At 61.7% G+C, this 12,329-nt stretch carries 10 protein-coding genes; 6 read left to right on the top strand and 4 right to left on the bottom strand.

All coding sequences use genetic code 11. The annotated features are described in order from the left end of the window. The first annotated feature begins 67 nt into the window (after positions 1 to 67). Positions 68 to 1,495 carry an MFS transporter gene (locus tag N5D61_RS00130; RefSeq protein ID WP_279890032.1) on the top strand — a complete coding sequence of 476 codons (1,428 nt, stop codon included), beginning with the start codon at positions 68 to 70 and terminating at the stop codon, positions 1,493 to 1,495. Positions 1,496 to 1,577: 82 nt separating this feature from the next. Here the strand turns inward: N5D61_RS00130 and norR are convergent, their stop codons facing one another. Next, the gene (gene norR, locus N5D61_RS00125) at positions 1,578 to 3,137 is read right to left on the bottom strand and encodes a nitric oxide reductase transcriptional regulator NorR (protein ID WP_279890030.1); all 1,560 of its coding nucleotides are present in this window, start codon (positions 3,135 to 3,137) and stop codon (positions 1,578 to 1,580) included. A gap of 303 nt (positions 3,138 to 3,440) precedes the next feature. Between norR and N5D61_RS00120 the strand changes: the two genes are divergently transcribed. From N5D61_RS00120 to N5D61_RS00100, 5 genes are read left to right on the top strand one after another with little or no spacing between them, the layout of a single operon-like run. After that, on the top strand, positions 3,441 to 4,892 hold the full coding sequence (locus tag N5D61_RS00120) for a UbiA family prenyltransferase (RefSeq protein WP_279890028.1): 1,452 nt from the start codon (positions 3,441 to 3,443) through the stop codon (positions 4,890 to 4,892). Beyond that, positions 4,889 to 6,205, top strand: coding sequence for an FAD-binding oxidoreductase (locus N5D61_RS00115; protein ID WP_279890026.1), 1,317 nt, complete (start codon positions 4,889 to 4,891; stop codon positions 6,203 to 6,205). Before N5D61_RS00120 ends, N5D61_RS00115 begins: the two co-directional genes overlap by 4 nt. Next, positions 6,202 to 6,957, top strand: a complete 756-nt coding sequence (locus N5D61_RS00110) for an SDR family oxidoreductase (protein ID WP_108238003.1) — start codon at positions 6,202 to 6,204, stop codon at positions 6,955 to 6,957. The genes N5D61_RS00115 and N5D61_RS00110 overlap by 4 nt, the downstream gene beginning before the upstream one ends. 53 nt (positions 6,958 to 7,010) lie before the next feature. Next, positions 7,011 to 7,943, top strand: coding sequence for a lysylphosphatidylglycerol synthase transmembrane domain-containing protein (locus N5D61_RS00105; protein WP_279890514.1), 933 nt, complete (start codon positions 7,011 to 7,013; stop codon positions 7,941 to 7,943). Positions 7,944 to 7,976: 33 nt separating this feature from the next. Then, the gene (locus N5D61_RS00100) at positions 7,977 to 9,404 is read left to right on the top strand and encodes a DUF2723 domain-containing protein (RefSeq protein ID WP_279890025.1); all 1,428 of its coding nucleotides are present in this window, start codon (positions 7,977 to 7,979) and stop codon (positions 9,402 to 9,404) included. 36 nt (positions 9,405 to 9,440) lie between these two features. On the opposite strand, the gene N5D61_RS00095 is transcribed toward N5D61_RS00100, so the two are convergent. The 3 genes from N5D61_RS00095 to N5D61_RS00085 are packed head-to-tail and all read right to left on the bottom strand — an operon-like array spanning position 9,441 to position 12,306. Continuing rightward, on the bottom strand, positions 9,441 to 9,650 hold the full coding sequence (locus tag N5D61_RS00095) for a DUF2945 domain-containing protein (protein WP_108238001.1): 210 nt from the start codon (positions 9,648 to 9,650) through the stop codon (positions 9,441 to 9,443). A 15-nt stretch (positions 9,651 to 9,665) separates the two neighbouring features. Then, the gene (locus tag N5D61_RS00090) at positions 9,666 to 11,513 is read right to left on the bottom strand and encodes a glycoside hydrolase family 15 protein (protein WP_279890022.1); all 1,848 of its coding nucleotides are present in this window, start codon (positions 11,511 to 11,513) and stop codon (positions 9,666 to 9,668) included. Beyond that, positions 11,506 to 12,306, bottom strand: coding sequence for a glucose 1-dehydrogenase (locus tag N5D61_RS00085; protein ID WP_279890020.1), 801 nt, complete (start codon positions 12,304 to 12,306; stop codon positions 11,506 to 11,508). Before N5D61_RS00085 ends, N5D61_RS00090 begins: the two co-directional genes overlap by 8 nt. Positions 12,307 to 12,329: the final 23 nt, after the last annotated feature.

Genomic DNA, 12,329 nt, shown 5'->3' with positions numbered 1-12,329 from the left:
AAATATTTTGTCTTGAATCTCGTCAAAAGCTCTAACATGCCCCGTCCCACGCAACGGAAAAATAATAATGGCCTCGCTTTCCCCCGCAACCGACATGCCCCGCGACGGAATCGATCCGATCCGCGCCGCGCACATTTCTGCCCGTATTGACCGCCTGCCGGCCGTGGCCACGATCTGGAAACTGGTGGCGCTGCTTTCGATTGGCGGATTCTTCGAGCTATACGACCTGTTCCAGACCGCCTACATCAGCCCCGGGCTGGTTCGTGACGGACTGTTCGCCACCGGCGCACAGGGCGTGTTCGGCTTTTCCGACCAGGCCGCGTTCGCCTCGGCGACATTCCTGGGCCTGTTTCTGGGGGCCAGCCTGTTGAGTCCGATCGCCGATCGCTTCGGGCGCCGGGCAATCTTCACGTTCGCGCTGATCGGGTACACCGTGGCCACCGTGCTGATGGGCCTGCAAACCTCAGCGCTGGGCATCATCTGCATGCGCTTCGTGGTGGGGATCGGGCTGGGTATCGAGTTGGTGACCATCGATGCCTACCTCTCGGAGCTCGTGCCCAAGCGGATGCGCAGTTCGGCATTCGCTTTCGCATTTTTCGTGCAGTTTCTCTCCGTGCCGTCGGTGGCACTCATGTCCTGGTGGCTGGTCCCACAGAATCCGTTCGGCATTGCCGGTTGGCGCTGGGTGGTGATCGCCAGTGCGGTGTTCGCGCTGTTCATCTGGTGGCTGCGCTCACGACTCCCGGAATCTCCACGCTGGCTTGCCCAACAGGGACGTTTCGCCGAAGCCGAATCGATCATGGACAGTCTGGAAAGCCGTTGCCTGAGCGACCACGGCAAGCCATTGGACGCGCCCGAAACCCACGACGTGGCCGTCGAAGGCAAAGGCCGTTTCGCTGATATCTGGCAACCGCCCTATCGACGCCGTGCGTTGATGCTCATCGTATTCCACGTATTTCAGGCCATCGGTTTTTTTGGTTTCGGCAACTGGTTGCCCGCGCTGCTGTCCGGCCAGGGCGTCAGCGTCACCCATAGCCTGGCCTACGCGTTCATCATCACCCTCGCCTACCCGCTGGGGCCGCTGTTGTTCGTGAAGTTCGCCAACCGTTTCGAGAACAAATGGCAGATTGTCGGGTCGGCCTTGGGCGCGATGATCTTCGGCACGCTGTTCGCGCAACAAAGCAGTGCGGTTGGCCTGATCGTCTGCGGGGTGATGATCACCTTTTGCAACGCCTGGCTCAGCTTCAGCTACCACTCGTACCAGAGCGAACTGTTCCCCACCAACATCCGTGCGCGGGCGGTGGGGTTCTGCTATTCGTTCAGCCGCCTGTCCACGGTGTTCAGCAGCCTGCTGATCGGCCTGTTTCTGGACCACTTCGGCACGCCCGGCGTGCTGACCTTCATCGTCATCAGCATGTTGATCGTGATGATCACCATCGGTGGATTTGGTCCGAAGACGCGAAATCTGGCGCTGGAGGACATCGCGCATCGGTAATGCAGCGAGGTGGCGGCCAGCGAAGGTCCGCCACCTGCAGTCAGCAGCCTTCGGCAGTTCGAACGTGCAGTGCCGAATGCCGCTAGCGGATCCCCAACCGCCTGGCCAGACGACTGAGATTGGCCCGGTCCAGTTTCAGCTCGCGCGCCACGTCCGCCCATTTACCCTGGTGTCGGCTGAGAGCTTCGATGATCAGACGTTTTTGAAAATCATCGACGGTCCGTTTCAGGCCCTCGCCCGGTGTGGGCACGGCGTCGGGGCCAAGGGGTGCAGCGACGCCTGGTACGGCGGGCGCTGGGGCTTGCTCCAGCCCCAGGTGATGGGCTTCCAGGGTCAGAATCTTCGGCCGCTCCCTGTGGACCGACAGCGCTTTGAGCACGGCTCGGCTGATGAGGTGTTCCAGTTCACGCACGTTCCCCGGCCATGGATGCCCCAGCAACGCTTTCTGTGCGTCCGATCCCATGCGCAGGCTGCGCAACCCCATGCGGGCACGGTTCTCTTCGAGGAAATACCCCGCCAGCAACACCACGTCCTTGCCGCGCTCCCGTAACGGAGGAACCACCAACGGGTAGACGCTCAGTCGATGGTAGAGGTCTGCACGGAAACGCCCGGCCCGCACCTCTTCGGCCAAGTCGCGGTTGGTGGCTGCGATGATCCGCACATCCACCCGGTGTTCCTGGTCCGAGCCGACCCGTTGCAACTGACCGCTCTGCAGCACCCGCAGCAGCTTCGATTGCACCGGCAACGGCAGCTCGCCGACTTCGTCGAGAAACAACGTGCCACCATCGGCCAGCTCGAATTTGCCGCTGCGCCCACTGACGGCGCCGGAAAAAGCACCTTTGACGTGACCGAACAATTCGCTTTCCACCAGCAACTCAGGCAATGCCGCGCAGTTGAGGCTGATCAACGCCTTGTGCCCGCGGGGCGAATGCAGATGGATCGCTTCGGCCACCAACTCCTTGCCTACCCCAGTCTCACCCGTAATCAACACCGTCAGCGGGCTGTTGCCTACCCACTCGATTTCTTGCTGCAAACGCCGGTGTACCGCACTTTGACCGATCAGCTCGCGCGGCCCGCGTGCTCCCGCCGCACGCTTGTAGACCTCCGCCAATTGCCGCTGATCTTCAAAGCTGCGCGCCAAATGGTCGATCCGCTCGCTGGCCATGACCGTGGCTGCCGCCAGGCTGGCGAACGCCTGCAGATTGCCCAGATCGACGTCGCCAAAGCGCGATGGATCGAGCGAATCGAGGGTCATCACGCCCCACAGTGTGCCTTGCACGTACAGCGGACAGCCCAGGCAATCATGCACTTCGAGATCGCCGTGCACGCCGTCTACCAAGCCGTCATAGGGATCGGGTAACTCGCAATCGGTGGAAAAACGGGTCGGCTCGGGGCGCTGCACGATGCGGTCCAACCGAGGGTGCTCACCGAGCCTGAAGCGGCGCCCGAGGGTGTCCGGACTCAAGCCTTCGACCGCCAACGGCACCAGCACGTCGCCTTCGAGCCTGAGCAACGCGACTGCATCGCAGGGCAGCCATTGGCGCAGGGACCGCAAGAGTCGTCGATAGCGCTCTTCGTCGGAAAGCTCGCGAGTGAGGTCAGCCACCACCGGTACCAGGGCCAGTAATAAAGGATGAGTCATGACCGCTCCGGTTGAGAAATGTGGTCATTATGACCGCATCGCCGAGATAAACGACAGCCCGAGCGTCAAAGAACCCCTGTACAAAAAGGGGCATGTCAATTTTCAGTGAGCAATACCCCGCCAAATAATGAGCGGTCCAGCGTTTCAATAATGATACGCCGCACTGTCTTGGGCGTTTTGTGGAACGTCTTCAACTTCTGGCGCCAAGCGGTCGTCAAGAATGACCGGCATGTTTAATTTAAATGAAGTGGTGAAAATTTTATTTTGTTTATAGTCGGATGGTCCCCGAAAGGAGCATCCGACATGGCAAGAATTCAGGGAAGAGTTCTCGAAACATTCCCCCCCTTGGTCGTCGATCTGGATGGCACGCTATTGCGTTCGGATCTGCTGATGGAAACTGCGATGGCCTTCGTCAGAAGCCAGCCGACGCAGGCGTTCCAGATGCTGCGCTGGTTGTTCAAGGGCAAAGCGGCACTCAAGGAAGCGCTGGCGCAGGCAACCGAAATAGACGTTTCGGTGTTGCCCTACGATTCGCACATCATCGAGATGATTCAGGCCGAGAAAGCCAGCGGCCGGATGATCGTGCTGGCCACTGCCAGCCATGTCAGTCTGGCCGAGCGCATTGCCGAACATTTGCAGTTATTCGATCTGGTGTTGGCGTCCAATGCCAACCGTAACTTGTCCGGCAATAATAAGCGCGATCTGTTAGTTGCCCACTTTGGCGAAGGGGGTTTCGACTATATCGGCAATTCCAAAGAGGACTTGCCGATCTGGAAAGTGTCTCGCCAGGCGTATGTGGTCAATCCGGATTCGGGTGTGGAATCCCGGGTCAAAGCCATGCATCAGGTTCAACCCACCGTCCGCACCAACACCTCCGGTGTTCGCGATTGGCGCAAGGCCCTGCGGCTTCACCAGTGGCTGAAAAACGCGCTGATCTTCGTCCCGCTGCTCGCCTCTCACCGGTTCGTGCAGCTGGATCTGCTGCGTGATGGCGTCTTCGCTTTCTTTTGCTTCGGGCTGTGCGCATCCAGTGTCTACATCCTCAACGACCTGCTGGACCTCTGCGATGACCGCCACCACAAAAGCAAATGCCATCGCCCCTTCGCCAGCGGTCGCCTGTCGATCAAGTCCGGGCTGATTCTGGTCCCTACCCTGCTGCTGACGGCCTTCGGTGTCGCCCTGGCGCTCTTGCCCTGGCAATTCTCGGCCGTCATGGCCGCGTACTACGGGCTGACGCTCGCCTATTCGTTGCAGCTCAAACGGCTGATGGCCTGGGACGTGATTGCCCTGGCCATGCTCTACACCGCCCGGATCATCGCCGGTGTCGCGGCGTTCAACCTGACGTTGACCTTCTGGATTCTGGCCTTCTCGATGTTCATCTTCCTGAGCCTGGCGATGGTCAAGCGCTACGCCGAGCTGCGTGACGCGCGAGCCCGCGAAGTGAACACCTTTGCCCGGGGCCGTGGCTATTACCCGGGCGATCTGGACATGATCGCTTCATTGGGCGCCTCCTCGGGCTATCTGGCGGTCATGGTATTGGCGCTGTACATCCAGGACGCCAAGACCACTGCTTTGTACGTGACCCCCCACGTGATCTGGTTGGCCTGCCCCCTGTTGCTGTTCTGGGTCACCCGCGTATGGATGCTGACCCATCGCGGACAGATGAACGAGGACCCGGTGGTGTTCGCTATCCGTGACCGTACCAGCCAATTGATCGGCGCGATTTTCCTCCTCATGTTCTGGATCGCCGCATGAGCGCGCCGCTGTATTCCTGGGGGCGGTTTCCGCGCACACCCCAGCGTGGCCACGGTTGCATATGGCTCGACGAGCTGCCCGGCCACCTGGACAAGGTGATCGAGGCGCACCGCAGCAGCCTGCCGTACGGCAACGGCCGCAGCTACGGCGACAGTTGCCTGGCGACAAGCAATCAAGTGCTGCACATGCGCTCGCTGGATCGCCTGATCGACGCCGACTGGGACGATGGCGTGCTCACGGTCGAGGCCGGTGTCACGCTGGCCGAGGTGCTGACAGTGAGCATCCCCCGGGGCTGGTTCCTGCCGGTCACGCCCGGCACCCAGTTCGCCACCGTCGGCGGCGCCATCGCCAATGACGTCCACGGCAAAAACCACCATGTGCGCGGCACGTTCGGGCGGCATGTGCGCAGCTTCGGGCTGTTGCGCCCCGGCCAACCCGGCATCACCTGCTCGCCCGACGCGAATGCCTCGCTGTTCTCGGCGAGCATTGGGGGGCTCGGCCTGACCGGGATCATCCATTGGGCACAGCTTCAGCTGATGCCGATCCGCGCCAGCCAGATCGACACCACGACCGTACGCTTCGCCAACCTGGCGGAGTTCTTCGCGTTGTCTGATGAACTGGATGAGAAGCACGAGTACAGCGTGGCGTGGGTCGATTGCCTGGCCAAGGGCGCCGATACCGGCCGTGGGGTGTTCATCGTGGGCGATCACGCGCCGTACGGATCGCTCGATGTGGGGCGCCGGACGAAGCTGAGCGTACCGCTCACGCCCCCAGTGTCGTTGATCAACAGCCTCTCATTGGGTGTGTTCAACACCCTGTATTGGCGCCTGCATCCGAGTCAACGCAGGCTGGGGCGCAGCGATTACGAGCCGTTTTTCTACCCGCTCGACCGCGTGCTGCACTGGAACCGCATTTACGGTCGTCGAGGCTTTCAGCAATACCAGTGCGTGATCCCGACCGCCAACGCCGAGGCGGCAATGGCTGAGTTGCTGCGGGCCATCGCCCATGCTGGCCAGGGTTCGTTTCTCGCGGTGCTCAAGCGCTGTGGCGATGTCCGCTCGCCGGGCCTGTTGTCGTTTCCGATGCCTGGCACCTCTCTGGCGCTGGACTTTCCGCACAGCGAGCAGTTGGAGAACGTTTTATTTCCCCGACTGGACGCCATCGTTCGCGCTGCGGGCGGCCGCTTGTACCCGGCCAAGGACGCCCACATGAGCGGCGCCGACTTTCGCCAGGCCTACCCCGCCTGGGAGCGACTGGAAGCGCTGCGCGATCCCTCCCTGATGTCCCGTTTCTGGAGCCGCGTGCTGTCATGACCCTTCCCACCGCAAAGAAAATCCTCATCATCGGTGCGACCTCGGCCATCGCCACGGCCTGTGCCCGTCTCTGGGCGAGCCAGGGCAGCGATTTCTTTCTCGTTGCGCGCAACGTCGACAAACTTCAACAGACCGCCGCCGACCTCAAGGCGCGCGGAGCGAAAAACGTGACGCTGCACGAAATGGACGCCACCGACATCGACGCCCATCCATTGATGCTCAGCCGTGGACTGACTGCCCTGGGCCAGATCGACATCGCTCTGATTGCCCATGGCACCCTGCCTGACCAGAAAGCCTGCGAACGAGACGTACAGCTGGCCATGCGCGAATTCGCCAACAACGGTACCTCCGTCATCGCCCTGCTGACGATCCTCGCACAACAGTTCGAAACTCAACGTTGCGGCAGCCTGGCGATCATTTCGTCAGTGGCGGCGGACCGAGGACGCCCTTCGAATTACCTCTACGGCAGCGCGAAGGCGGCCGTCTCCACCTACTGCGAAGGCCTGCAAGCGCGTCTGTTCAAGGTGGGCGTTCACGTCACCACCATCAAGCCAGGGTTTGTCGACACGCCCATGACCCAGGGCCTGTCGCTGCCAGCCGCGCTGCTGGCGCAACCGGCCCAGGTGGCTCAGCGCATCGTCAACGGCATCGCGCAGAAGGCACCGACGTTATACGCACCCGGCTTCTGGGCACTGATCATGCTGATCATCCGCTCGATACCGCAACCGGTGTTCAAGAGGCTGAACCTGTGAATGCCGCGTCGACCGATGCCGTGCGGCTTTCCGGCTGGCGTTACCGCGCGGTGATGCTCTCGGTGGTGGGCTCGGCGCTGGGCTATCTCGGTTTTTCGCTCTGGGGCGGATGGCAGGCGGTCGGCGCAGCGGTGGCTGAGGTCGGGCTGGTGGGTATCGTCATCGCGCTGTTCATGTCGTCAGTCAACTACGGCCTGCGGTTTTTACGCTGGCAGGCGTACCTGAACGTATTGGGCCATCGGATGCCGTGGCGCCCGAGCCTGAGGATCTATCTGGCAGGTTTTGCGCTGACGACCACCCCTGGGAAGGCCGGTGAGGCCCTGCGCGGCGTACTGCTCAAACGTTGGGGCGTGCCTTATCCGCAAAGCTTCGCGGCGTTCTTTAGCGAACGGCTGTCGGACCTGTTCGCCGTGGTCCTGCTGACGTTGTTCGGCCTGACGCTGTACCCCGAAGCGATGCCAGTGATCGTGGTGGGCTTGGGTCTGGTACTCATCGGGCTGCTGGTCTTGTCGCAGCGCCGCCTGATGCAACGGTTGATGAACGCCGTGCCCGGTGAGGGTGGCAAATTGATCGGACTGCTGCGTCACCTGCTGCAAGTGCTGATTCATGCCCAACACTGCCATCGGCTGCGCCTGATGCTGGGGCTGACGCTGCTCAGCGTGGTGGCCTGGAGTGCCGAGGCGCTGGCCTTCGATTGGATTCTCGGCTGGATGGGCGCCGACATCCCGCTGCCGTTCGCGGTCTTCGTTTACGCCCTGGCGATGCTCGCGGGCGCGATCAGCTTCATGCCCGGCGGGCTCGGCGGCGCGGAGGCCGTGATGGTCGGGCTGCTGGTGTGGAAAGGCATGAACAGCGCCGACGCTGTCGCCGCCACGGTGCTGATTCGACTGGCCACGCTGTGGTTCGCGGTGGCCATCGGCGCCTTGATGCTGCTGCGGCTCAAAGGTGAAAGCGCGCCCGAGCCGCACCCCATTCAACAACCTTGACCTACGGACAAAACACGGACTGGAGTGCATTTCATGGTGGCAGCTGTTGGTAATCGCCCCTCGACATCAATTCCCCTGCTGCTGGTGATAGGGGCCATCATTGCAAGCTTTCTTGCATCCAGCGGACCCGTCCAGTGGATGGACAATGGCATGTTTCTCGCGGACGCCGCGCAGGGTCAGTATTTCAGCCAAACCCTCACGCCGCTGGACCATCCGCTGTACCTGTTCGTCACCACCGCCTTGTTCGACGGTTTCGGTCCGCACGTGTTGAGCTTCATGAATTCACTGCTGCTGATCCCCTTGGCCTGGGCGATCTTCCGCCTGGCCCGTGGTGTGGGCGCCACCACGACCCAGGCACTGCTGGCGATTGCCGCGGCGGTGCTGAGCCATTGCGTGTTCTGGGTGTCGACCAAGGCAGAAGTCTACCTGCTGCACACGCTGCTGGTGACCCTGGCCTATATGGTGCAGTTCAATGACAAGCCCCGCCTCGGGGCGACCCCTGCGCTGTTGCTGATCGGGCTGCTGACCGGGCTGGCGGCGGCCATTCACCAACTGACCTTCATCGTGCTGTTCCCGCTTTACGTGCAACTGCTGTGGCAGCACAACACGCGCATTCTGCTGACGCTGCCCGGCTTCGTCCTGGGGTTCGCGGTCGCGTTCCCCAGCATCCGCAACGAGCTGCAGACGGGCATGAGCCTGATCGACATCGGCCACCGCTACCTGATCGGCATTCCTGACAAAACCAGCGAGCAGAGCTGGCAAGGCGCGCTGTTCCGTTTCGACGACATGTGGCACGAAAAGAATTCCGTAGGGCTGCTGCTGTTGTCGCTGATCGGCCCGCAATTGGCCGGCCTGGTGCTGTTCCCTAAAACTCCGGCATTGAGGGTGCTGTGGTGCGCGGCCATGATGAATTTCATCTTCGCGGTGTCCTACAACGTCACTGACCGCTTCACCTTCTTTCTCCCAGGCGCGGTCTTACTAAGCATCCTGGGCGTCATCCAGCTGTACGCCCTGCTGCCACGCAAGGTCGCGGGGCTGGTCATGGCCTCTCCGCTTGCCGCTCCGGTCGCGATCCTGGCGGTGTACGCGATTTATGCCAGCGGCGCGATCCAATTGCCCGTTCACAAGGAGACGTTGCCATTTCGCGACGACATTCACTACTTCATGACGCCCTATCTGAATGACCGCTCTGCCGAACAGTTCGTCCGCAGTTATGAAGCGTCCACCCCCGAGGGCTCGCTCATCATCGGCGACTGGACCCCCAACGGCGCCCTGCGCTCGGCCCAGGCCAGTGGCCTGCTCAAGGGCAGAACCTTCGAGCTGTGCGAAGAAGTGCAAGACATCGATCACTACCTCAACGGGCCCGGCGCCTACCTGGCACGCACGAGTTATTGCGACGTGATCGGCCAACGCTTTGCGCTGGAGACTTTGCCGGTGGGGTACGAGTTGAGGGTCAAATAGGCCAGTGCGCCTGGCCTCAGCGCCGGGCGGGCGCGTTCAAGCCTTTTCCAGCGCGCCTTCCTTATGCATGGCCAAGTGCCCGGTCTTGTCGCTCTTGACCTCGTATTGGGGGTCATCCTTTGAGGCTTTGCGCTGACGCCCCATGAATTCCACGTCGTGGGTAACGACGCGGGTCACCACGCCTTTCACATGCCCGGCCTCCGAGTTCCAGCGGACGTGGTCGCCTTTTTTGAATTTATGCGTCATGGGTTTCTCCTGGGTTCATGGTTGCCAGAGGGTCTGGGTGCCTTCGAGTTTGCGGTCCAGAAAGCTCGCCGCGCTGATCAATGCCAAGTGACTGAGGGCTTGAGGGGTGTTGCCCAAATGGTGGCCGCGGCTGTCGAATTCTTCGGCGTACAGGCCCAGTGGATTGGCATAGCGCAGCAACTGTTCGAATTCCAGATGGGCCTGTTCGACGCGTCCGGCGCGGGCCAGGCATTCGACGTACCAGAACGAGCAGGCAACGAACGCGCCCTCTTCTCCTTCCAGGCCATCGCCGTAGCTGTCGTCGTTGCGATAGCGGTAAACCATGCCGTCGCGCACCAATGTGCGCTCGATCGCATCCAGCGTGGCCAACCATTTGGGGTCGCTGGCGCCGACGAAGCGCACCAGCGGCATCAACAGCATCGACGCGTCGAGGTTTTTGCTGCCTTTGTACTGGACGAAGTGGCCAAGGTCCTTGTCCCAGAAGTTCTCCCAGATGTCGTCGTGGATCGCTTGACGGGCCTTGTCCCAGCGGTCGAACGGCGCAGGCAGGGAGCGTTTGAGGGACAGGCGCAGGGCGCGGTCCAGCGCGACCCAGCACATCAGCCGCGAATGCAGGAAGTGCTGATCTTCGCCACGCATTTCCCAAATGCCGACATCCTTGCTCTGCCATTTTTCGCACAGGTCATCGACCAGACGGGTGGCGTTTTTCCAGCCCTCATGGGAGATCGCCTCGCCGTATTTGTTGGCCAGGTAGACGGCGTCCATCAGTTCGCCGTAGATGTCCAACTGCGTTTGCTTGTAAGCCTCGTTGCCGATGCGCACCGGAGTGGCGCCGCCGTAACCGGCGAGGTGATCGAGGGTTTCCTCGGGCAACTCTGCCCGGCCATCCAGCGAATAGAGAATGCCCAGTTTGCGGGATTCCTCACAGCAATCCCCCATACGCCCGCGCACCCACTGCATGAAGGCGTTGGCCTCTTCGGTATAGCCCAGACGCATGAAGGCGTAGACGGTGAAGGAGGCGTCGCGTATCCAGGTGTAGCGGTAATCCCAATTGCGCTCGCCGCCCTGTTCCTCCGGCAAGCCAAACGTCGCAGCGGCAACGATACCGCCGTGTTTGCGCGAGGTCAGCAGCTTGAGCGCCAGTGCCGAGCGGTTGACCGTCTCTCGCCAGCGCCCGCGGTAGTTGGCGTGACGGCTCCAGCGCTGCCAGAAATGCACCGTATTCTTCAGGTCGCCATCGCACTGGCTGGCTTTCACATTGACGTCATCCGCCCCGCCAAGCATGAACTCGACGATATCGCCCTGCTTCATTCTGAATTCGGCAACGGCGGCATTCCCGTCGAGCTTCAAGGGTATGGTCGCCGACAAGCGCAAGGCCGGTTGGCCTTTTGCTTCGAAACGCACGTCTTCGCCATCCAAGGTCGCCTTCGTCTCGGCGCGGCTGTAATCGTGACGAACGCGGCACAGCATTCGCCCCCGCGCAGCGCCGTGGCGCACATGAATGCGCCGGACCAGGCGGGGCAGTTCGTCCACATCCGAGGCGATCGGCATCAGGTCCGTGACCTCCACCACGGCATCTTCGCCGATCCAGCGGGTCATCAACACATTGGTTTCGGGCAGGTAGAGCTGTTGGCGCCGGGCATCTGGGAGAACGGGCGACAGTTGGAAAATGCCCGCCTCCGGGGTGTCGAGCAGCGCGCTGAAAATCGTCGGGCTGTCGAAGTCTGGCCAACAGCAGAAATCGATACTGCCGGTGTCGGCGATCAGTGCCGCACTGCGCATGTCGCCAATGATGCCGTGATGCTCGATGGCGTTCTGTGCTTCGTCACGCGGATCGGCTTCAGTGTGCGGGCGCTCAGCCATTGTTGCGGAACTCCGGGTAGAGGCTCATGCCACCGTCGATGAACAACGTCGCGCCGTGTACATAGTCCGAGGCGTCTGAGGCCAACCAGACGACGGCGTTGGCGACGTCTTCGGCCTCCCCCACGCGACCATAGGGGATCAGTTTCAACAGTTTCTTTTCTGCGTCGCCTGTGGTCGCCTCGGTGTTGATGGCCGTACGAATGGCGCCAGGGGCGATGCTGTTGACGCGAATCCGCTGCTCACCCACTTCCTGAGCGATGCTGCGCATCAGCAAGTCGACACCGCCTTTGGAGGCCGCGTAGTTGACATGGCCGGCCCAGGGAATCACCTGGTGAACCGAGCTCATGTGAATGATCTTGCCCAACGCCCGGGAAATGTCGGATCGGATGGTCTGTTTTGCGAACTGACGCAACGCGGCTCGGGCGCAGAGAAACTGGCCCGTGAGGTTGACGTTGATGACGGTGTTCCAGTCTTCGAGGGTCAATTCGGCGATCGCGGCGTCTTTCTGCAGACCGGAATTGGCCACCAGAATGTCGAGCCGCCCGAAAGCGTCGAGGGTCGCGGCGAAGAGTTTTTCGACTTCGTTCTCTTTGGAGACATCAGCACCGACGGCGATGGCTTGACCACCCGCAGCGCGGATCTCGTCCACCAGTTTTTCGGCGGGCTCTGGTTGGGAGTGGTAATTGACCACTACCGCCGCGCCGGACGCTGCCAGGCCTCTGGCGGCGCCAGCACCGAGACCGGAACTGGCACCCGTGACCAGAGCGACCTGGCCTTTCAAGGAAATCAGCATGGAATGTCGAGCCTCAGGTAAGC

Source organism: Pseudomonas sp. GD03842 (genome assembly GCF_029841165.1).
Classification (GTDB): Bacteria; Pseudomonadota; Gammaproteobacteria; order Pseudomonadales; family Pseudomonadaceae; genus Aquipseudomonas.
Note: the sequence above shows the minus strand (reverse complement) of the source record. Positions and strands in the feature narration are given on the sequence as shown.